Source organism: Proteus hauseri, from assembly GCF_040139125.1.
Classification (GTDB): domain Bacteria; phylum Pseudomonadota; class Gammaproteobacteria; order Enterobacterales; family Enterobacteriaceae; genus Proteus; species Proteus hauseri_B.
Genome location: NZ_JBEEUB010000014.1, coordinates 17,313 through 38,794 on the forward strand (window position 1 = coordinate 17,313; position 21,482 = coordinate 38,794).

19 protein-coding genes are annotated in these 21,482 nt (G+C 38.9%); 14 read left to right on the top strand and 5 right to left on the bottom strand.

Annotated elements, in window-relative coordinates:
* The first annotated feature begins 56 nt into the window (after positions 1-56).
* Positions 57-1,256: an NAD(P)/FAD-dependent oxidoreductase gene (locus ABN099_RS17910; protein ID WP_349465713.1), complete on the top strand. Its 1,200-nt coding sequence runs from the start codon at positions 57-59 to the stop codon at positions 1,254-1,256.
* 615 nt (positions 1,257-1,871) lie between these two features.
* Positions 1,872-2,573, top strand: coding sequence for a pirin family protein (locus ABN099_RS17915; RefSeq protein ID WP_349465715.1), 702 nt, complete (start codon positions 1,872-1,874; stop codon positions 2,571-2,573).
* A 170-nt stretch (positions 2,574-2,743) separates the two neighbouring features.
* Here the strand turns inward: ABN099_RS17915 and pckA are convergent, their stop codons facing one another.
* The 4 genes from pckA to umoB form a co-directional block, all read right to left on the bottom strand.
* Positions 2,744-4,363, bottom strand: coding sequence for a phosphoenolpyruvate carboxykinase (ATP) (pckA, locus tag ABN099_RS17920; protein WP_349465717.1), 1,620 nt, complete (start codon positions 4,361-4,363; stop codon positions 2,744-2,746).
* Between the two features lie 204 nt (positions 4,364-4,567).
* The gene (hslO, locus tag ABN099_RS17925; protein ID WP_349465719.1) at positions 4,568-5,455 is read right to left on the bottom strand and encodes an Hsp33 family molecular chaperone HslO; all 888 of its coding nucleotides are present in this window, start codon (positions 5,453-5,455) and stop codon (positions 4,568-4,570) included.
* 26 nt (positions 5,456-5,481) lie between these two features.
* Positions 5,482-5,895 (bottom strand): ribosome-associated heat shock protein Hsp15, encoded by a 414-nt coding sequence (gene hslR, locus ABN099_RS17930; RefSeq protein ID WP_349465721.1) that lies wholly within the window; start codon positions 5,893-5,895, stop codon positions 5,482-5,484.
* Between the two features lie 65 nt (positions 5,896-5,960).
* Positions 5,961-8,069: a flagellar biogenesis regulator UmoB gene (umoB, locus tag ABN099_RS17935; protein WP_349465723.1), complete on the bottom strand. Its 2,109-nt coding sequence runs from the start codon at positions 8,067-8,069 to the stop codon at positions 5,961-5,963.
* A 354-nt stretch (positions 8,070-8,423) separates the two neighbouring features.
* Between umoB and nudE the strand changes: the two genes are divergently transcribed.
* Positions 8,424-8,975, top strand: coding sequence for an ADP compounds hydrolase NudE (nudE, locus tag ABN099_RS17940; RefSeq protein WP_349465725.1), 552 nt, complete (start codon positions 8,424-8,426; stop codon positions 8,973-8,975).
* 57 nt (positions 8,976-9,032) lie between these two features.
* Here nudE and mrcA read toward each other — a convergent pair whose 3' ends face one another.
* Positions 9,033-11,567, bottom strand: a complete 2,535-nt coding sequence (gene mrcA, locus ABN099_RS17945) for a peptidoglycan glycosyltransferase/peptidoglycan DD-transpeptidase MrcA (RefSeq protein ID WP_349465727.1) — start codon at positions 11,565-11,567, stop codon at positions 9,033-9,035.
* Between the two features lie 116 nt (positions 11,568-11,683).
* Between mrcA and ABN099_RS17950 the strand changes: the two genes are divergently transcribed.
* The 11 genes from ABN099_RS17950 to trpS all read left to right on the top strand — a co-directional run bounded on the left by ABN099_RS17950 (position 11,684) and on the right by trpS (position 21,438).
* Positions 11,684-12,508, top strand: coding sequence for a hypothetical protein (locus ABN099_RS17950; protein WP_349465729.1), 825 nt, complete (start codon positions 11,684-11,686; stop codon positions 12,506-12,508).
* Positions 12,496-13,092, top strand: coding sequence for a hypothetical protein (locus tag ABN099_RS17955; protein ID WP_349465731.1), 597 nt, complete (start codon positions 12,496-12,498; stop codon positions 13,090-13,092). The genes ABN099_RS17950 and ABN099_RS17955 overlap by 13 nt, the downstream gene beginning before the upstream one ends.
* Positions 13,082-13,618, top strand: coding sequence for a hypothetical protein (locus ABN099_RS17960; protein ID WP_349465733.1), 537 nt, complete (start codon positions 13,082-13,084; stop codon positions 13,616-13,618). The genes ABN099_RS17955 and ABN099_RS17960 overlap by 11 nt, the downstream gene beginning before the upstream one ends.
* Positions 13,615-14,721 carry a type IV pilus secretin PilQ gene (gene pilQ, locus ABN099_RS17965; RefSeq protein ID WP_349465735.1) on the top strand — a complete coding sequence of 369 codons (1,107 nt, stop codon included), beginning with the start codon at positions 13,615-13,617 and terminating at the stop codon, positions 14,719-14,721. Before ABN099_RS17960 ends, pilQ begins: the two co-directional genes overlap by 4 nt.
* A gap of 579 nt (positions 14,722-15,300) precedes the next feature.
* Complete coding sequence (gene aroK / locus ABN099_RS17970; protein ID WP_349465737.1) at positions 15,301-15,822, top strand: shikimate kinase AroK; 522 nt, start codon at positions 15,301-15,303, stop codon at positions 15,820-15,822.
* Between the two features lie 52 nt (positions 15,823-15,874).
* A complete protein-coding gene (gene aroB / locus ABN099_RS17975) occupies positions 15,875-16,969 on the top strand; it encodes a 3-dehydroquinate synthase (RefSeq protein ID WP_349465739.1) in 1,095 nt (364 codons plus the stop codon).
* A gap of 170 nt (positions 16,970-17,139) precedes the next feature.
* Complete coding sequence (locus ABN099_RS17980) at positions 17,140-18,087, top strand: SPOR domain-containing protein (protein ID WP_349465741.1); 948 nt, start codon at positions 17,140-17,142, stop codon at positions 18,085-18,087.
* Between the two features lie 82 nt (positions 18,088-18,169).
* Positions 18,170-18,985: an adenine-specific DNA-methyltransferase gene (dam, locus tag ABN099_RS17985; RefSeq protein ID WP_349465743.1), complete on the top strand. Its 816-nt coding sequence runs from the start codon at positions 18,170-18,172 to the stop codon at positions 18,983-18,985.
* A 44-nt stretch (positions 18,986-19,029) separates the two neighbouring features.
* Entirely contained in the window at positions 19,030-19,701 is a 672-nt protein-coding gene (gene rpe, locus ABN099_RS17990) for a ribulose-phosphate 3-epimerase (RefSeq protein WP_349465745.1), read from the top strand.
* Positions 19,701-20,408, top strand: coding sequence for a phosphoglycolate phosphatase (locus tag ABN099_RS17995; protein WP_349465747.1), 708 nt, complete (start codon positions 19,701-19,703; stop codon positions 20,406-20,408). The genes rpe and ABN099_RS17995 overlap by 1 nt, the downstream gene beginning before the upstream one ends.
* A 1-nt stretch (position 20,409) precedes the next feature.
* Positions 20,410-21,438, top strand: coding sequence for a tryptophan--tRNA ligase (trpS, locus tag ABN099_RS18000; RefSeq protein WP_349465749.1), 1,029 nt, complete (start codon positions 20,410-20,412; stop codon positions 21,436-21,438).
* Positions 21,439-21,482: the final 44 nt, after the last annotated feature.

A 21,482-nucleotide genomic window follows, 5' to 3' on the forward strand; every position in this document is an offset into this window, starting at 1 on the left:
TCTTACGCAAAAATCATTGATAAGTAATCAGAGATAACCAAAAACGAGACTTTATTGTGGGATCATTCGATACAGTAATTATAGGTGCAGGTGCCGCTGGGCTCTTTTGTGCATCTGTTGCAGGACAAGCCGGTTTATCTGTTTTAGTGCTCGATAATGGCAAAAAAGCCGGTCGAAAAATTCTTATGTCAGGAGGCGGTCGTTGCAACTTTACTAACATGTATATCGAACCTTCTGCCTATTTGTCAGAAAACCCCCATTTTTGTAAGTCAGCACTTGCTCGCTATACACAGTGGGATTTTATTGCGTTAGTACAAAAACACAACATTGCCTACCATGAAAAAACATTAGGACAGCTATTTTGTGATGACTCAGCACAACAAATTGTTGATTTATTACTCACCGAGTGCCAAAAAGGAAAAGTGAGTGTTCGCTTACGTAGCGAGGTAACTCAAATCGAAAAAACAGAAAACGGATTTACCGTTTTTGTTGATGGAAAAGCGGTCTCGGCATCATCAGTCGTAATAGCAAGTGGTGGTCTTTCAATGCCAGGTTTAGGTGCAACCCCTTTGGGTTATCGCATCGCAGAGCAATTTAACCTTCCTGTTCTGCCAACTCGTGCTGGTTTAGTCCCCTTTACGCTTCATAAGCCATTATTAGAGCAACTAAATACGCTTTCGGGTGTTGCAGTACCCGCCATAGTGATGGCTAAAGATGGTACTTGTTTTAAAGAAAATATTCTGTTTACTCACCGTGGTCTTTCTGGTCCCGCCATTTTACAAATATCAAGTTATTGGCATTCTGGGGAGTATGTAAGCATCAACTTACTTCCTAATATTGATCTTCAAACCTTATTGCAAGAAAAGCGTCAAGAACACCCGAATCAATCATTAAAAAATACCCTTTCTCGTTTATTACCAAAACGTCTTATTGAAATAATGGTTGAAACAAAGCAACTCCCCGATGTGCCTTTAACACAGTTAAGTAATGAGCGTATAGAACAAATTGTAGCCCTACTACAATCATGGCAAGTACAACCTAATGGTACGGAAGGTTATCGTACTGCCGAAGTCACATTAGGAGGGGTTGATACTCGCGCGCTTTCTTCTAAGACCATGGAAGCCACCAGCGTTAAAGGACTCTATTTTATTGGTGAGGTAGTTGATGTAACTGGTTGGCTAGGTGGTTATAACTTCCAGTGGGCATGGAGTTCAGCGTATGCCTGCGCTCAGGCATTAATTTCAGCCCCTAAATAGAGTTCATTGAACAAATATACGTTTTATCATTTCATGAAATGATAAATTAAAAAATGCTAAACACCGCCATCATCAATCCATGATGGCTTATTACTCTTAAAATCTTGGTCTACTGTTAATCATTTCATCATATCCGTTATTTTATTATGGATTAATGCGCAATACTCACCCTATTTTCGTCTTAATAACCCTACAAAGAATATTGTTAACTCCTTGGTTATATTACAATTTTAAATTTATTTAAAAATAAAATAACTCGTTAATCAGAGAGTTAACCATATTTATACTGTTTATTGCGATTTGCTTAAAAAAAAGACTTTACAAATGATACTGAGAACCATTATCATTATTAACACTTTCAGATGCACCTCCTTCAGGGTCATATGAAAGAACGACATTGCTCACATTGCTTCCAGTGTTTTACTTTAGCCAGCCGGGTGCTGGCTTTTTTCTTTTCTATTACTTAATAACTTAACTTCTTAACTCTATTTCTTATTCGATGTTTTTGTTCTCTGTTATTCAAATTATTTGGATCCTCAGGTTAAATTCCTCCGCTTTTTTACTTTGTGCTATTGCGTAAACTGTGTTCAACAACTTCAGAGAAGGAAATACACAATGATTTATCTACGCAAAGCAAATGAAAGAGGACACGCTAATCATGGTTGGCTAGATAGCTGGCACACCTTCTCTTTCGCCAATTATTATGATCGTAACTTTATGGGTTTTTCTGCTTTACGCGTTATTAATGAAGACCGTGTTATTGCAGGTGAAGGTTTTGGTACTCATCCTCATAAAGATATGGAAATTTTGACCTATGTGCTTGAAGGTAATATCGAGCATAAAGATAGCATGGATAATAAAGAGAATGTTCCTGCGGGTGAATTTCAGATAATGAGTGCAGGCACAGGTATCACTCACTCTGAATATAATCCAAATAGTGATAGAGGATTACATTTTTACCAAATTTGGATAATGCCAGATACTGTAGGTATTACACCACGTTATGCTCAACGTCGTTTTGATACAACCCAGAGCAAACAGCTGATCCTGTCACCTGATGCCCGTGACGGCTCATTAAAGGTCTTTCAAGATATGACGCTATGGCGTTGGAACTTGAAAAAAGGTGAAACCGCAGAATATCAGCCAGAACAAGGCAGAAATATTTGGCTGCAAGTGGTGAAAGGTAAAATAACGATTAATGACACTATTGCGACTACCAGTGATGGTGTGGCTATCTCAAATGAAGATATGATTCGTTTCGTTGGTGACGAAGACAGTGAGGTTTTACTGTTTGACTTGCCTCCTGTAACAGCATAGTTGGGTTACCACCCTAAAGTCACTTTTTCTCTAAACAACCTATTCCACTTTGTTTTCTTTTAAGTTCCCTGAAATACTCTCGCATTTCAGGGATTTTTTTTATTAAGCTATTACTCAATAAATACCAAAGCTGCTGCTTGCAACTTTGGCATACTTTCATTACTGACTAATTAACGTTTAGGCCCAACTTTAGTTAATGCTTGACCAGCCGGTGTATCAGTATACTTATCGAAGTTCTTCACAAAACGATCTGCTAGATCGTCTGCTTTAACATCCCATTGTGTTTTATCTGCATAGGTATCGCGAGGATCTAAAATCTCACTATTAACACCAGGCAGTGCGGTTGGGATCTCTAAATCAAACACAGGTAATGTTTTAGTTGGGGCTTTATCAATATCACCACTTAAGATGGCATCAATAATTGCACGAGTATCTTTAATTGAGATACGTTTGCCTGTGCCATTCCAACCCGTATTAACAAGATAAGCTTTAGCGCCTGAGTCTTGCATACGTTTTACTAATACTTCAGCATATTGCGTTGGATGTAATGATAAGAATGCCGCACCAAAACACGCAGAGAATGTTGGTGTTGGTTCTGTGACTCCACGCTCTGTACCTGCTAACTTAGCGGTGAAGCCTGATAAGAAGTGATATTGCGTTTGCTCTGGCGTTAAACGTGATACAGGGGGTAATACACCAAAGGCATCTGCTGTTAAGAAAATCACTTTCTTAGCATGACCCGCTTTAGATACAGGTTTAACGATATTATCAATATGATAAATCGGGTAAGAAACGCGGGTATTTTCTGTTTTTGAGCCGTCATCAAAATCAACTGAGCTATCAGATAATACAACGACGTTTTCTAATAGCGCATCACGCTTAATTGCGCCGTAGATATCTGGCTCTGCTTCTTTTGATAGATGGATAGTTTTTGCATAGCATCCACCTTCAAAGTTAAATACGCCATCATCATCCCAACCGTGTTCATCATCACCAATCAATTTACGCTTAGGATCAGTTGAAAGCGTCGTTTTACCCGTGCCCGATAAACCGAAGAAAACAGCAACATCACCACTTTCACCAACGTTTGCGGAACAGTGCATAGAAGCGATGCCTTTAAGAGGAAGGAAGTAGTTCATCATAGAGAACATACCTTTCTTCATTTCGCCACCATACCAAGTACCACCAATTAACTGAATGCGTTCAGTTAAATTGAAAGCGACAAAGTTCTCTGAGTTCAACCCTTGCTCTTTCCAATTTGGATTTGTACATTTCGCGCCGTTCATCACAATGAAGTCAGGTGTAAAATTCACCAGCTCTTCTTGTTCAGGGCGAATAAACATATTTTTAACAAAATGTGCCTGCCAAGCCACTTCCGTAATGAAACGCACTTTTAAACGAGTGTCTGCATTGGCACCGCAAAAAGCATCAACCACAAACAATCGTTTGCCTGATAGCTGTTCAGTAACTAATGACTTTAAATCAGCCCAAACCTCTTGAGATAGCGGCTTGTTATCATTTTTACCTTTACCTTGATCAGCCCACCAAACCGTGTCACGCGTTATATCATCACGAACAATGTATTTATCTTTCGGAGAACGTCCAGTAAAAATACCAGTATCAACGGCAATAGCGCCTAATGACGTTAATGTGCCACGCTCATAACCTGTTAGCCCAGGTTTAGTTTCTTCATCAAATAACAGCTCATAGTTAGGGTTATAAACGATTTCACTAATGTCATGGATACCATATTGCTGGAGATCCTTAGGGGTAAGACCTTTAACGCTCATAGTTTCGCTCCTGATAAATAGACCTTTCTATGAACAATATTAAGGTGTTACGATTAATTAACAGCGATTGTTATCAATATTTTGAAAATTTATAATTTTTTTATGTTCAGAACGAGAGCTAATGCACAAAACTACAGTAAAATTGTTGAATAAAAAAGGGCACAAAATAGTGCCCTTCTTATAAAGTCATCTTGCTAAATCGAATCAGTGCAATTCACCACCTGATAACTTACTGATATTCTTAATATCTTCTTCATTGAATATGTAGTGTGTACCGCAATACTCACATTCCATATCAATATTTCCTTGTTCTTGCAACAGGTGATTCACATCTTCTTCCGACAATGTTACTAATGTATCCTCACATCTTTCACGAGAACAAGTGCAACGAAATTCAACAGGTTGAGGTTCATAAAGGGTCACATCTTCCTCATGATATAAGCGATGTAATATCTCTTTAATATCAAGAGTGAATAGCTCTTGTGCTTTAATGGTATGTGTCAGTTGAGTCAATAATTCAAAATGTTCAGCGGTATCTTCCACGGAATGTTCTTCATTTGCGGGTAATATTTGTAATAACATCCCTGCTGCCGCAGCTTTACCCGCTTGCATACCACTACGAATAAAGACCTGTGTAGGTAACTGTTCAGATTGTCTAAAATAATTATCAATACAGGCTTCAATAGTTTCACCATCAAGAGCCACAACACCCTGATAGCGCTCACCTTTTTTAGGTGTAACCGTAATTACCATAAAGCCATTACCAATCATTTCTTTGAGCGTACTACCCGCTTTAATATCTTCTTCACCAACACGTGCCACACCGCGCATTTGTTGGTTGTTATTACCATTAATGACGACCAAACGAACAGGACCATCACCTTGTAATTGAACTGTAATATCTCCTTCAAATTTAAGCGTTGCTGTTAACAAACTTGTCGCAACGAGTAAATCACCCAGAAGGCATTGAACTGGCTCAGGATAATGATGATTTTCTAACATTGATTGATAGGTTTCAGTCACATTGACTAATTCACCGCGTACCGCGTTTTTTTCAAATAAAAAACGTGATAAAGAGTCTTTTTTAGACATGATTTTCTCTCATTTCAGGGAATCGGTTAATCCGATTCTTGTAAATTTGTCTGTTTGAAGCGAAGTAAGGTGCGTCTTTCCTTTTTATCAGGACGACGTTCAGGATGAGGCATTGTTAACGCATTCATTTTTCTCGCCAGCGCTATTTTTTCTCTTTTCTCAACACTCTGTGATGTTTCACAATAAAGAGCCTGAGCTTGAGTTGCACCTTGGCGTTGAGCACTCACCATTAAAATGGTTACAGTCCGTTCATCATTACCTTGTCGTAACCGAATCTCAGCACCCACTTCAACAGCTTTACTTGGCTTTCCTCTGTTGCCATTGTAGTGGACTTTGCCACCCTCAATCATCGTTCGTGCGATAGCGCGTGTTTTATAAAAACGCGCAGCCCAGAGCCATTTATCTAAACGGACACCACTGTCTTGCGATGGTTGATTCATCCTTTCTCCTTAAACTTCTTTGTAAAGGCGATAGTGCTAACACATAGCCTTCCACAACAAAGTGCTTACTGAGGAGGGCGATAAAAACAGTGCTCGTAATAGAGACTGATTTTATTCATGCGTTGGTTATTATGTCGCCGACGCCGGATGATAAGAAATAGGTTCAACATGAGGAACCCTGTAGCAACGAGTAATAATAACGTATTACCGATATAATATAACATCGTCATCGAGTCTGGCAGGCTATGTAAAAAGATCTGCAAAGTACCATTTGCATCAATCACCATGCCAGTAATAACACCACCTGTATCAAAAGGTGTATGCAATAAAATATCGGATAATCGCTGAAGTTCTCGCCATTGCTCTAGCGGAGTTGGTTCAAATACAGAATTTGAATTTGACGCATAATCAACGAGCTGTTTTCTTTCATCACTGATTAATAGCACACCACCTGGTGGTGGACTATTTAGCAGTATTGCGGCTTTATCTATTTCTCGGTAGATAAAAGAAGATGTGGTGGTGTCGATAAGCTTTTCCAAGGCCTCTGCACTCACGGCTCGTAATAAAACATTAGTGCCGGTTAATTTACCACTTTCTGCTCGTTGTACTAACGCTGACCAATCATTGACATTACTTAAGTTAACCAATGCCATTTTAAGTCGAATACATTCATTTTCTCTTGGGCACAAATCCTGTGTTTTCAAGATAATGCCATCAAAATTATCTAAAAGATTCATACCTGATTTGGTAATCGCTTGCCCTAAACTTGGGTTAACACGATTATTAGAAATAGGATGTAATTGCTCTTCAACCATATGCAATAAAGCAGCGGCTTTTTCTATGGTGCTCGATTCAGGCATTGGCATCGGATTGCTGTTATTCCAGTAAATTCCTGAGCAATCAAATGGCGCAAAAATGGTTTTATTATTCTTACTTGAGAGGTTAGGTGGCATGTAGCACATTCCCACGCCTTTCGCTTGAATAATATCACCAACATGCAATTTTGTGGTTTCTAATTCTGTAAAGTTGGTCACTAAATGAGGTTCTGTATCTTTAAGCCATGAAAAACTTAATTTCATAGAAAGAGAAAGGGGCTGATAAAGGTACAACATCACAATAATAAACAGACTCCATAAAACGAAAATAATATTTTTAATATAGCGTTTATATGGATAGTTTTTCTCTTCATCATGCAAAGAAAGGTAACTACCTTGCTTTATCACATGATGATTCGGATACATTTCTAAATAGGTAACTTTATCAATATCATTTTGGATATAAGGCTCCCAGTGAGGAGGATACACAAGGTCAATCCCCCCTAAAGAGATGTTTTTAACTTGCCCATGATCAAAGTTACCAAAAAGCCCCCAACGCTTTAAACGACCTTTAAAACAGTGAACTTCTTGCTTACCTGTTTTGATTACAGGTCGATGAACAAGAAATATTCCCAGTAGAAGAAATGTGCCACCTGTAGCTAAAATCCAAGGGAGAAATACTTGGGGCATCATCAATGCTGTTAACCATAACGTTAGCCCAATGCAAATAAAAGAGCCATCCCAAAAGCCTGATGAATTATGTAGTCGATACTCTTCGTTAGTTTCTTCTCGGATTTGCAATAAGTGAGCAGCATCACCTTCATTTTTTTGAATGGTAGATGAGCCATTCGCTAGTATAGGCTCTGAAAGCTGTTTGATACTCAATGCAGAAAAGTGTGATTTTTCATCTTTTAGAAAGTGTCCATTAACACCCACAACAATAGGAATTGAAGGTGTACAGACAACATCTAAAACATTTTCCTGTTGAAGATAAGGCACTAATAAAGGAGGAATATGAATTTCTACGGCATCAATATAATAGCGCCAATGGTTTAACCCTTCGGCAGAACCTGCAAATCGGTTAACGATATTTCGTAATGTCGTCACCACCTCGCCTTTGGCTGGTATTTCAGGAAAATTTTGTAATGAATAACTGGAAGAGAAGTCTGATGTGCCAAAATAGGATAAATAATCAGCAATAAGCCCATAATCATCAGGTGTAAGTTTACGATGAGTTGGCTTAGCAAGAGAGGGTAGATGATGTGAGTCATCAAGCCGCCTTCTTTTAAAGAATAGAAAGGCGGCCATTATAAATAGGCTAATCATAAAGATAGCCAATATAATGACTGATAATCTCATTTTTTCCCCATGCTTATACTGATGCTGCGTAATAACAATAACAAAATTGAAACCCTGCCTAACATAAGGCAATTCCTATTCTTTTGTTCTATTTTTTATTTAAATACAATAGATTATATTCTTGTAGTCGCGTTATAATTTATAACTCTTATCAATTTTATATCCGCCTACTACGCTATCTTCAATTAAAATAGCGAATCAATAAATAATAATATTCTCAAAAAATCAATCAATAACTGGGTGTAGTAGCGGAGTGTACTCAATTTTCCCTTAAAAGCTAAATCTAATTGTTAGATTTATTTTGTCATTAATGTGTTAAATTCGGGTTAATCTCTTCTCTTGTCAGGGGCTGTTATGAACGAACTAAAAAAACCCAATATACTTAATATTAATAACATTGCCCGTTCTCAATTATTTCAGATCCAATCCGTTAATCTGGAATTTAGTAACGGGGAAAAACGTATTTATGAACGCATGAAACCCGCTAATCGTGAAGCGGTTATGATTGTTCCTATTATTGATGACCACCTTATTCTTATTCGTGAATACGCTGTTGGCATCGAAAGTTATGATTTTGGGTTTCCTAAAGGTGCTATTGACCCTGGTGAAAATGCACTTCAAGCCGCTAACCGAGAACTCAAAGAAGAAATTGGTTATGGCGCGCACTCTTTAACTGAAATAGCAAAGCTCTCTATGGCTCCTTCTTATTTTTCTAGCAAAATGAACATTGTGATTGCTCATAATCTTTATCCAGAACAACTTGAAGGGGATGAGCCGGAACCTCTTATTCAAGTTCGTTGGCCTATAGCCGAAATGATGGATTTACTAGACCATCCTGATTTCACTGAAGCACGCAGCGTAAGCGCTCTATTTCTCACCCAGCGTTATTTACAAAAGCAGCAGTAACCCAAGAATAGAGACTAAAAAGCCGGATTTTCACATCCGGCTTTTTAACTAGATTAATTAAAATAACTCGTTGGATTCACCGTTATCTTCAAAAATCTGTGTACCTACTTCAGCTTTTGCTCTTTCCGTTGGCTGTGTGCCATCAATAAAATACTCTTTCATTGAAGGACCATCACCCGCCAATTTACCTGTTCTTCTATCGATTTGTATGGCAACAACACCTTTTGGTGCTGGCATCATATTGACAGGAACACCATCAAGCGCGACTTTCATAAAGTCATTCCAGATAGGTTGTGCTGTTTTGGCACCCGCTTCACCGCCACTTGCCGCAGTGCGTCCTAAATTACGGCTACTGTCGTCGAAACCAATCCAAGCTGTTGCAACAATATTGGCACCATATCCAGAAAACCATGCGTCTTTCGAGCTATTCGTTGTACCCGTTTTGCCACCAATGTCTTGTCGTTTAAGATCACGCACAGCGCGCCATCCTGTTCCAGACCAACCTGGTTCACCAACAAGGTTAGTTCTTAATGCATCATGCATTAAGAAGGCAAGAGGTGTACTAATAACATGAGGTGCATATGGGCTTTCTTGTACAGTTTCAGCTAATGGCGCGGCTTCTAGCTCAATTTCTGGCGCTACATTAGAAGGTTGTGCAGCTCTAGATTGAGCTACATTTTCCATATAATCATCAGATAATGCGATAGAGCGATTTGTATCACCATAAATAACGGGAATATCGGTACATTCTGGGCATGCTACTTTAGGTTTAGCCGTAAATAGCACTTCATTTTCAGCATTTTCAATACGCTGAATAAAGTAAGGTTCAATTAAATAACCACCATTTGCCATAACAGCAAAACCGCGAACCATTTGCATTGGTGTAAATGATGGAGAACCTAATGCTAATGACTCTGTTCTATCGATGTTTTGATTAGGGAAACCAAATCGTAATAGATAATCAGCCGCATAATCCACACCCATTGCGCGCATTGCACGTACCATCACAACGTTTTTAGACTGACCTAATCCTTGACGTAAACGAATAGGACCAGCATAAGTTGGCGGTGAATTTTTAGGACGCCAATCAGTACCTGCTCCTGCATCCCAACGACTTATAGGCAGGTCATTAAGAAGAGTTGATAAAGTTAAACCTTTATCTAATGCGGCTGCATATAAGAAGGGTTTAATGTTTGAACCAACTTGGCGCAATGATTGAGAAACGCGGTTAAATTTACTTATCTCAAAATCAAAACCACCAACAAGCGCAATAATACCGCCATCCAGTGGATTAAGTGCAACAAAAGCGGCATTCACACCAGGCAGTTGCCCTAACATCCAATTACTTGCATTATCTTGGCGAACCCAGATTTGCTCACCCGCTTGAACAACAGCATCTACTTTAGAGGGTGTCGCGCCTTGAGAGGTATCAGAAACAAATTTACGAGCCCAACGCATCGCTTTTAAATCAAGCGAAATTGTGTCACCGTTTTTTAATACTACTTTTGCTTCTTTAGCATCTGCAGATAACACAACCGCAGGAATAAGAGGACCATAAGTCTGAATTCCCTTTAGCTTTTCGCTAATTGCTTTGCTATCCCAAGGCGTTTGCCCTGCACTCCAAAGCACTTCTTGTGCACCGCGATAACCATGACGCATATCATAGTCAATCACGTTATCTCGTAACGCTTTTTCTGCTGAAAGCTGATCTTTGCGTATGACGGTAGTATAAATTTTATAGCCATCAGTATAAGCATTCTCACCATAGCGCTCATACATTTCCATTCTGACCATCTCTGTCAGATAAGGTGCAGAAAAATCAATTTGAGGTGCATGGTATTTAGCAACAATTGGCTCTGCTTTGGCACTTTCATACTGCGCACGCGTGATATAGTTCTCTTCAAACATACGCAGTAAAACGATATTACGTCGTTTAAATGCGCGATCATAAGAGTAGAGTGGATTAAGTGTAGAAGGAGCTTTAGGCAACCCTGCAATGACTGCCATCTCGCTTAAGCTAAGATCATGAACACTTTTACCAAAATAGACATAAGCCGCAGCACCCACACCATAAGCCCGGTTACCAAGATAAATTTTATTGAGGTAAAGCGCTAAAATCTCATCTTTGGTTAACTCTTTTTCAATACGAATAGCTAAGAAAGCTTCTTTCACTTTTCGCATTAACTTCTTTTCTGGTGTTAAAAAGAAATTTCGAGCTAATTGCTGCGTAATGGTACTCGCACCTTGAGATGCTTGTCCTGAGGTTAAAGCAACCATCACCGCACGAGAGATCCCAATAGGGTCAATACCATGGTGATCACGAAAACGAGTATCTTCAGTGGCGATGAAAGCATTAATTAACTGAGGTGGCATTTCTTGCAACGTCAGTGGTAAACGGCGCTTCTCTCCGTATTGTGCGATCAACTCTCCGTCTGCACTAAAAACCTGCATTGGGGTTTGTAGTCGAACATCTTTTAATGTTGCGACATCTGGTAGCTGAGGTTCAACATACTTATACATACCGTATATCGAGGCAGCTCCCAAAATTATGCAAGCAAAAACGAAGATGAAAAAATATTTTAAGAACTTCACCTTAAATTTCCCATGTAATGTGGATTGGGCAGTTTATAAACAAACAGTGCGTAGTATAAAGGTAACGCCTCACTGAAAACAGGCTGTTACGTATTCAATCGATATGGATATCATTTATGGAAACATACAATTACCAGATTGGTATTGAAATTAATATCAATCATATCAATGCAGTATTGGTATCTCAGCAAAATAAACGATGGAAAATCAATGCATTTTGGCAATTCCCTTTACCTTTTAATAACAATATAGATTATTTAAAATTAAGAAATATCTTAAAACCTTGGCAGCAAACATTACCAACTATCAATAATGTTGTAATCTCATTGCCTGATATTTATGAAAGTTATCATACTACGCCTTTGCCTAACCTAATTTCCCTCACGCCTGCGGCGTGTTATCGGTTAGCTCAACTACGCGCAACATCTCATACTCAAACAACCAAAACTGCGGTTAACTTTGATTATCGGCAAAACAACCAAAATCTCGCTATTCATTTATATCCTCAAAATCCTATTAACCACTATATTGCACTGTTTTCTAAATTAAACTTAGCAATCTCCGCCATCGATATTCCCGCTTGTGCATTACGTTATTTAGCGTCTTATCTTGGTTTACCCTCTGATTGCATACTTATTTATTGTGAAAATAAAAAAATGTATTGGGTAGCATCTGATGAAAATATGCCGCACTACGGCACACTTTATTATGAAAATAAGCAAGAGCAAGAAATCTCTTTTCATCAATTAGCAAAAAAATATCAATGGCAGCGAGAACAATGCTATTTCTCCGGTGAGAATCAGCACTATTTCAGTCGCCTTATTCCTATTTGGCCTGATATCTCAAATCCGCTTTTTCAAGAAATAACACCCCCAAAAGGGCTACCACTTATTGCATTAGGGTTAGCTCTGCGTCCTTGGGAGGCGTTATGTATCAAGTAAACTACCTTCCTTGGCGCAGCACTTTTATCAGTAAAAAATCCCACGAATGGCTTTATCAAACCTTATCTCTTATTGCCATTAGCTTGAGTATCTGTGGTTATTATACTTATCACTTAGCACAAAAATTGCATTCTCTTACAACGCAGCAGCTTCAATATCAACATCAAGAGGCTTTACTTACTCAGCATATTGCAATAATTGATCAAGAAAAAGAACGTACAGAATTACACTATCAGCACTATTGGCTGCACTATCAAAACTGGTATCGCTATTTGCGCTATATCACGTTCTTTCAATCTATTGAAACCTGCTTACCAACAGCGGGTTGGATAAACCAATTTTCAGATATGGATAACAAACTCTCTTTGCATCTAATCCTACCTTATGATCAATCACTGTTATTAATTTCATATTTTTATCAACACCCTACTCTTTCTGCTCTTACACTAAATTATTTACAAAAAAGTGTTACTCAACCTGCATATACAGAGTTGTTTTTTAATGGTGATTGGGAAGTAGATAAACACGAAGGAACATACAACAAAAAAAGAGAGAGACAAAAAGAAGGTAACGATGATGAATAATTATCGATGGGCACAATATCTTGTTTTTCTGCCCTTTTGGCAAAAACGAATGTTGAGCTTTTTTGCACCAGTAAGCATTGCTCTTATCTGTTTTATATTTATATTTACCCACTATTTTCAAGCAATAGAAAAACAACAAACGGCAATTACACAAAGCCAAATACGTATTAAACAATATCAATCAACGCTACATAATATGCCCTCTATTACTTCACTAAAAGCATTACAGAGTGACTATCAACTCCCTTTTAACCCTCTTTCTGCTGATGAGCGATTACAGCAAATATTAAATAAACATCAATTTATTCCAGATAGTTGGGAATATGATAGCAACACCTTTTACAAGCTTGGCTTCACACTCTCTTATGCACGATTTTTAATGTTATTAGAGCAGATTAGCCAAGGAGGTTTCTCTCTGTCTTCAATTAATGTCATGCCAATAAACCTGCTAACTCTTTCAGTACAACTTCACTTAATTGATCTTAACCAACCAACATCACCCTTATTGTTGAGTGAAACATCATGAAAACTCTGTTTTCCTTTTTTACATCACTATTAATAACTTATTCTCTTGTTGCTGATGCTAGAGATCCCTTTTTTCCTGAAACAACATTGATAGAGAAAACTGAAGTAAATAAAGAAGCAACAAAACAAGAAACACAAGCTAAAGAGCGCCTACCTAGACGAGTTTATTTATTAAATTATGCTAACGCTGAAGATCTCGCTGCTCAACTACACTCCAATGCAATACCACTGTTAAGTCCAAAAGGGAGAGCGGTTGCTGATATTGAATCAAATAGTCTTTCTATTATGGATGATGATGAAACACTGTCTGAAATTGTAAATTGGTTAAAAATGAAAGATATACCACAACAACAGGTTGATATTACGGCATATATTATTAGTAGTAGTCAGGATGCATTAAACGAGTTAGGCGTTCAATGGGGATTACAAATACCAAAGCCTATCTCAGCAGAAGGTGTATCTACCACTACAGCACCCACATCAGCATTACCATCAACTATCAATAACACACTCAGTGCACCTTCTCTTTCCTCATTATCCGTTCATCAAAATACCAAAAATCCCCTTCACTATATCGCATTAAATATTGCCAGAATTAATGGTCGCTTATTAGAGCTTGAACTTAGTGCACTAGAACAAGAAAAGCAGCTATCAATTATCGCAAGCCCGAGGTTAACAGCAGCACATGAAAAAACAGCATCGATAAAACAAGGTACAGAAATTCCTTATGTAAGCCGTGACAATGAAATCACCAGAGTACAATTTAAAGAAGCCGTATTAGGTATGGAAGTCACACCGATGATCCAAAGAAACAAAAAAATTAGGCTAATACTGAAAATAACTCAAAACACACCTGGGGTAGCCCTTGTTCAGGGAGGAAGTGAACATCTTTCTATTGATAAACAAGAAATTAGTACAGAAGTGATAATTAATGATGGTGAAACTTTAATGTTAGGGGGAATATTTCAACAAAAACAGCAAGAACATGATGCAAGAATACCTTTCTTATCATCCATACCATTACTTGGGACACTTTTTAGCCACAAGAGAGATCAACACAGCCGTCATGAATTGGTTATTTTTATTACACCCAAATTAATCTAGCCTTTAAACTGATAAATAATTTAGCTATAAAATACAATAGATTAATCGTTTTTATCTGCAATAAAATGAACAACTATTGATTGTTTTTTCTTATAATCTCTATTTATAGATTTGACGCTGAGGACGATTTAGCTTACAAGGGTTAGCTAATTGAGTGGGCCTGAATTATCGCAACTATAATACGGATACATTTTACGCACTTCCTCTATAATAGGAGGCAGGGCTTTTTATATGTAATATTGATTGCCTGATGACTAAAAAGACAACGTGATCAGATGCAGTTTTCCGATTAAATTGTGTTAGAATCTCCGCATTGCCAACAAAAATGATTGATTTTTTTTAGTAGTATCTTGTTATGCACTGTAGGCAAAGGGATTTTTATCCTATGATGTCGCTTGCGACAGCATGTGGTTATTTTATGGCGATCTACTGAAAAAACTCAATCTTGATATGAGAGTAGATAGAAACGTTATCAGGCGTGAAAGAAATAGACACTCATAATTTCAGTTTAGGTCCCGTCGCTGAATGAATTTGGCGGGGCGGGTTATCATTAACGAATATCTTAGTAATACCAAAAACATGGCAGAGAAACGTAATATCTTTCTGGTTGGGCCTATGGGTGCCGGCAAAAGCACTATTGGTCGTCAGTTAGCTCAACAACTTAGTATGGAGTTTTATGATTCCGATCAGGAAATTGAGCGGCGTACAGGTGCGGATGTAGGTTGGGTATTTGATGTAGAAGGCGAAGAAGGCTTCCGTCAACGAGAAGAAAAAATAATCAACGAACTTACTGAAAAGCAAGGCATTGTGCTAGCAACAGGTGGTGGTTCGGTGAAATCGAGAGAAACCCGTAACCGACTATCTGCACGCGGTGTTGTTGTTTATTTAGAAACTAATATCGAAAAACAGTTAGCTCGTACTCAACGTGATAAAAAACGTCCATTACTACAGGGCGTAGAACCTGTACGTGATGTACTCGAAACATTGGCTGAAGAACGCAATCCTCTTTATGAAGAAATTGCAGATATCACCATTCATACTGATGATCAAAGTGCAAAAATTGTTGCGAATCAAATTATTGAGATGTTAGAAAAAAGCTAATACTTTCAATAAATTAAGCATCAAGTAAAGACGGTAAAAGAAGGCTACTTTTATGGAAAGTATCACAGTAACATTAGGTGAAAGAAGCTATCCCATAACCATTGCTTCTGGCATTTTTCGCCTGCCAGAAACATTTTTACCCTTAAAAGCAGGGCAACAAGCGATGATAGTCACTAATGAGACTCTCGCACCGCTTTATTTAGAAAGGGTAACGAATACCTTAAAAAATCAAGGTATTCTGGTAGATAGCGTTATTTTACCTGATGGTGAGCAATATAAATCACTTTCTATAATGAACGATGTCTTTACTGCACTTTTAGAAAAAAATCACAATCGAGATACAACACTTATCGCTTTAGGCGGTGGTGTTATCGGTGACTTAACAGGCTTTGCAGCTGCAAGCTATCAACGTGGTGTTCGCTTTATTCAAGTACCGACGACTTTACTATCACAAGTAGATTCATCAGTCGGTGGAAAAACGGCAGTTAACCATCCACTTGGTAAGAATATGATTGGTGCTTTTTACCAACCAGCCTCTGTTGTTATCGATCTCGATTGTTTGACAACTTTACCCCCTCGTGAATTATCATCAGGTTTAGCTGAAGTTATCAAATATGGCATCATTCTAGATAGAGCTTTTTTTATCTGGCTTGAAAATAATATTGATAAACTTTTGGCTCTTGATCCCCAAGCGCTCGCTTATTGCATTCGTCGTTGCTGCGAACTTAAAGCCGATGTTGTAGCTGCCGATGAAAAAGAAACTAGCGGTTTACGTGCATTACTTAACCTTGGTCATACTTATGGTCATGCCATTGAAGCGCACATGGGATATGGTGTTTGGTTACATGGCGAAGCCGTTTCTGCTGGCATGGTTATGGCAGCAAAAACTGCACAAGCGCTAGGACAATTCACCACTGAAGAAACACAACGAGTTATTCAACTGCTTGAAAAAGCAAAACTTCCTATTTCTGGTCCGAAAGAAATGCTTCCAGATGATTATTTACCGCATATGATGCGAGATAAAAAGGTTTCTGGTGGTAAATTACACCTTGTTTTACCAAAAGGTATCGGTCAATCAGAACTGCGTGCGGATATTTCTCGCGAACAGGTGCACAAAGCGATAACATCTTGCATTAATGCAAATTAAGCTCCCCATTACCTGACTAGAGAGAAACCAGATCCTCCGTTTTAAGGATAATTCTGGTTAATATTGTCAAATGCAACGTTTCGTAAAAAGCGTTTCATCCTTATACTAATAGGTAATGGCCAAGGCTGAATAGATTATCTTCGCTTTTTGACGCTCTGACGGAGGGCATAATGGACGAGTTCAAACCTGAAAATGAAACAAAGAGTGATAACACACTCAAACCCGATACATCTGATAGACCAGAGCGCAGAACTAACCGACCTCGCACTAATCCATTAAAAAATGCTCGCTTTTCTGTGTCCCGTCAGCAGATGATGATTGGTGTTGGTGTGCTTGTCTTAATCCTTCTTATTATTGCAATAAGTTCGGCATTAAAATCACCAGAAACGACGCAACCAACAGATCAGGCAAATACGGAAAGAAATATCGACCTTTCTCAACCGCCATCATCCGTTGCACCTACAGAGAATACAATTTCTTCTCCTCAAGAGATTTCTGGTCAGCAGATACAACCGTCAACTGAGCCAACGCCAGCGCCTACACAAAATTTACCGCCAATGATTGATTCTCAAGGGCAACGTGTTGAGCTACCCGGTGATATTGTTGATTCTCTAAATCAACAGCAAACAGGCATTAACCAAGCGGTTAATCAACAACAGCTTAATGCACAAAACCAGCCAAAAACGCCACAACCCGTGACGCCAGCGCCGGTAACAAAACCAGTACCACAGCAAAAGCCTGAAGTTAAAACACCACAAGTAAAACCGGTGACACCACCAGCAACCACTCAACCAAGCAAACCTACGACAAAACCGGCGGTTTCTGGGCAATTATCTGCAAGTAATCTGGCTTCTATTCCAGCAACAAATTATACCTTGCAGTTAAGTGGTGCCAGTCGCCAAGACACTTTAGAAGCTTTCGCTAAAAAGAACTTAAATGGGAACTATACAATTTATAAGACCCAACGTAATGGTAACCCATGGTATGTACTCATCTATGGTAATTATCGTAATATAAGTGAAGCAAAACAGGCAGTTTCGTCATTACCAGCGCCTGTTCAAGCGAAACAACCTTGGGTTAGACCGATGAAACATGTTCATCTGGACCTAAAAAAATAATTAAGACGAAGTTCACCGCTGATATGCTGTCTGAAACAGAGTACAATCGGCGACTCTGAAACGATTAAGAAATTTGGACGGCATGAAAAAAAAACGCGCATTCCTAAAATGGGCTGGTGGTAAGTATCCTTTGGTAGATGATATCAAACGTCATCTACCAGAAGGTAACTGTTTAATTGAACCTTTTATGGGTGCTGGTTCTGTTTTTTTAAATACAGAGTACGATTCATATATTCTTGCCGATATAAATAGTGATTTAATTCATCTCTATAACACGGTAAAACAGCATCCTGAGAAATTTATCAGCGATGCTCGTTTGTTATTCACCCCCCAAATGAATACAGCAGATGAATTTTATAAGCTAAGACAACTGTTTAACCTATCGACAGACCCTTATCAGCGTAGCGTGTTATTCCTCTATCTGAATCGTCATTGCTACAATGGTTTGTGTCGATACAATTCAAGGGGTGAATACAACGTCCCTTTTGGACGCTATAAAAAACCCTATTTTCCAGAAACAGAATTAAACTGGTTTTCTGAAAAAGCGCAAAAAGCCGTTTTTGTCTGCCAAAGCTATTCATCTACCATGACAAATGCGCCTGATGGTTCTGTCATTTACTGTGATCCCCCTTATGCCCCGCTGTCACCCACAGCGAACTTTACGGCATACCACACAAATAGCTTTAGCTTTCAAGAGCAAGAACATCTCGCTCAACTTGCTTCAATGCTGGCTTACGAGAGACAGATACCCGTGTTAATATCAAATCATGATACTGCTTTAACCAAAGAGTGGTACGTGAATGCTAAAGAGCTACATAGTGTGAAAGTCAGAAGAACGATTAGTAGTAACACACTCGCTCGTAGCAAAGTGAACGAATTACTTGCCTTATATAAATAATCGTTAACACCTCCCGACAATGGGAGTGTCGTCAGGAGAATGCGATGAAAGACTTTCTGATTGCCCCTTCTATTTTATCTGCTGATTTTGCTCGCCTTGGCGAAGATACGGACAAAGTACTTGCTGCTGGCGCAGATGTTGTCCACTTTGATGTGATGGATAACCATTATGTGCCTAATCTGACTTTCGGTGCCCCTATCTGTAAAGCACTGCGTAATTATGGCATTACAGCGCCTATTGATGTTCATCTTATGGTAAAACCTGTTGATCGCATCATCCCTGATTTTGCAGAAGCCGGTGCAACTTATATCTCATTTCACGCAGAAGCCAGTGATCATGTAGATCGTACCATTCAATTAATTAAAGATTGTGGCTGTAAAGCGGGTCTTGTATTCAACCCTGCAACACCATTGAGCTATCTCGATTATGTGATGGATAAACTCGACCTGATCCTTATCATGTCAGTTAACCCTGGATTTGGTGGGCAATCCTTTATTCCAAACTCTCTCGATAAATTACGCCAAGTTCGCAAAATGATTGATGATGGTGGTTATGATATTCGTTTAGAGATTGATGGTGGTGTAAAGGTGGATAATATCGCCGAAATCGCACAAGCAGGTGCTGATATGTTCGTTGCCGGCTCCGCAATCTTTAGCCAACCAGATTATAAGCATGTTATAGACAACATGCGTCGTGAATTAGAAAAGGTATCGTAATGACTGATAAAAAACTCAAAGGCATCCGTGCTATCGCCTTTGACCTTGATGGCACATTAACTGACAGCGCAGTAGGTTTAACAGAAGCGACAGATTACGCATTACAATCAAAAGGCTTTCCTCTTGCTGGCAAACATAATGTCACAATATGGGTAGGTAATGGCGTTGATATGCTGTTAACTCGCGCATTACGCCATGTTGGTGCCGAAGTCACAGATACATTATTAAAAGAGATGCGTGACCTCTTTGACGAACACTATGCCACTTCAGTTAAAACAGGCAGTGACCTTTTTCCTCACGTTAAAGAAACGCTTGAAGCGCTATTTGCACAAGGTATACCTCTGGGTATTGTTACCAACAAGCCTTCACCTTTTATCGCCCCACTTTTACAACAATTAGAGATTGAGAAATACTTCTCTATGGTATTAGGTGGCGATGACGTTAAAGAAAAAAAACCGCATCCAGCACCATTGTATTTAACAATGGGCACTTTTGGTGTTAAAAAGGAAGAACTCCTTTTTGTTGGGGATTCTCGCAACGATATTATCGCAGCCCAAGCGGCACAATGTCCTTGTGTTGGTCTGACATACGGTTATAACTATGGCGAACCTATTGCAGACAGCAAACCAGATTTTACTTTTGATAATTTCGCTGACTTGCTTTCTATCCTCGACATCTCGCCAATGACAACTGTGGAACAGAATTAAGATGACGACTTCAGTAGAAAAAACGGCTCAAAAGCCAATAGTATTCAGTGGTGCACAACCCTCTGGTGAATTAACTATTGGCAACTATATGGGTGCTTTGCGTCAATGGGTACAAATGCAAGATGATTATGACTGCATTTACTGTATCGTTGACCAACATGCAATTACTGTTCGCCAAGATCCTAAAGAGCTAAGAAAAAGAACCTTAGATACTTTAGCGCTTTATCTTGCTTGTGGTATTGACCCTGAAAAAAGCACCATTTTCGTTCAGTCTCATGTTCCACAACATGCGCAATTAAGTTGGGCACTCAACTGCTATACCTACTTTGGTGAATTGAGCCGTATGACTCAATTTAAAGATAAATCAGCACGCCACGCAGAAAATATTAATGCAGGTCTATTTGATTATCCTGTACTGATGGCTGCCGATATTCTTATTTATCAAACTAATCAAGTTCCTGTTGGTATTGACCAAAAACAACACCTTGAATTAAGCCGTGATATTGCACAGCGTTTTAACGCTATTTATGGTGATATTTTCACCGTGCCAGATCCGTTTATTCCTAAAGGTGGTGCCCGTGTTATGGCACTGCAAGATCCAACTAAAAAAATGTCTAAGTCTGATGATAACCGTAACAACGTTATCGCGTTGCTTGAAGATCCAAAAGCCGCAGCTAAGAAAATCAAACGTGCGATGACAGACTCTGAAGAGCCACCTCGTGTTATTTATGATCTTGAAAATAAAGCAGGTGTCTCTAACTTGCTCGATATTTTAGCCGGAGTAACAGGTAAAACTATTGCTGAATTAGAAGCTGAATTTGAAGGGCAAATGTACGGTCATCTAAAAGGTGCTGTTGCTGATGCTGTATCTGAAATGCTGACCAATATTCAAGAGCGTTTTAATACTTTCCGTAATGATGATGTTTTACTGAATAAAATCATGAAAGACGGTGCAGATAAAGCCAAAGCTCGCGCTCAAGCAACCTTAGACAAGGTTTATGACGCAATCGGATTTATTGCACATCCGTGATTTTCCGTTAATACATAAAAAAACACCTCGCCTATTTTAGGAAG

Excerpts from the sequence above, each read along its gene's own strand:
- ABN099_RS17995 (WP_349465747.1), top strand. The coding sequence starts at position 19,701 with ATGACTGATAAAAAACTCAAAGGCATCCGTGCTATCGCCTTTGACCTT.
- ABN099_RS17960 (WP_349465733.1), top strand. The coding sequence starts at position 13,082 with ATGATGAATAATTATCGATGGGCACAATATCTTGTTTTTCTGCCCTTT.
- ABN099_RS17955 (WP_349465731.1), top strand. The coding sequence starts at position 12,496 with ATGTATCAAGTAAACTACCTTCCTTGGCGCAGCACTTTTATCAGTAAA.
- pilQ (WP_349465735.1), top strand. The coding sequence starts at position 13,615 with ATGAAAACTCTGTTTTCCTTTTTTACATCACTATTAATAACTTATTCT.
- umoB (WP_349465723.1), bottom strand. The coding sequence starts at position 8,069 with ATGAGATTATCAGTCATTATATTGGCTATCTTTATGATTAGCCTATTT.
- dam (WP_349465743.1), top strand. The coding sequence starts at position 18,170 with ATGAAAAAAAAACGCGCATTCCTAAAATGGGCTGGTGGTAAGTATCCT.
- ABN099_RS17980 (WP_349465741.1), top strand. The coding sequence starts at position 17,140 with ATGGACGAGTTCAAACCTGAAAATGAAACAAAGAGTGATAACACACTC.
- aroK (WP_349465737.1), top strand. The coding sequence starts at position 15,301 with ATGGCAGAGAAACGTAATATCTTTCTGGTTGGGCCTATGGGTGCCGGC.
- hslR (WP_349465721.1), bottom strand. The coding sequence starts at position 5,895 with ATGAATCAACCATCGCAAGACAGTGGTGTCCGTTTAGATAAATGGCTC.
- nudE (WP_349465725.1), top strand. The coding sequence starts at position 8,424 with ATGAACGAACTAAAAAAACCCAATATACTTAATATTAATAACATTGCC.
- trpS (WP_349465749.1), top strand. The coding sequence starts at position 20,410 with ATGACGACTTCAGTAGAAAAAACGGCTCAAAAGCCAATAGTATTCAGT.
- hslO (WP_349465719.1), bottom strand. The coding sequence starts at position 5,455 with ATGTCTAAAAAAGACTCTTTATCACGTTTTTTATTTGAAAAAAACGCG.
- ABN099_RS17915 (WP_349465715.1), top strand. The coding sequence starts at position 1,872 with ATGATTTATCTACGCAAAGCAAATGAAAGAGGACACGCTAATCATGGT.
- aroB (WP_349465739.1), top strand. The coding sequence starts at position 15,875 with ATGGAAAGTATCACAGTAACATTAGGTGAAAGAAGCTATCCCATAACC.
- ABN099_RS17950 (WP_349465729.1), top strand. The coding sequence starts at position 11,684 with ATGGAAACATACAATTACCAGATTGGTATTGAAATTAATATCAATCAT.
- rpe (WP_349465745.1), top strand. The coding sequence starts at position 19,030 with ATGAAAGACTTTCTGATTGCCCCTTCTATTTTATCTGCTGATTTTGCT.
- pckA (WP_349465717.1), bottom strand. The coding sequence starts at position 4,363 with ATGAGCGTTAAAGGTCTTACCCCTAAGGATCTCCAGCAATATGGTATC.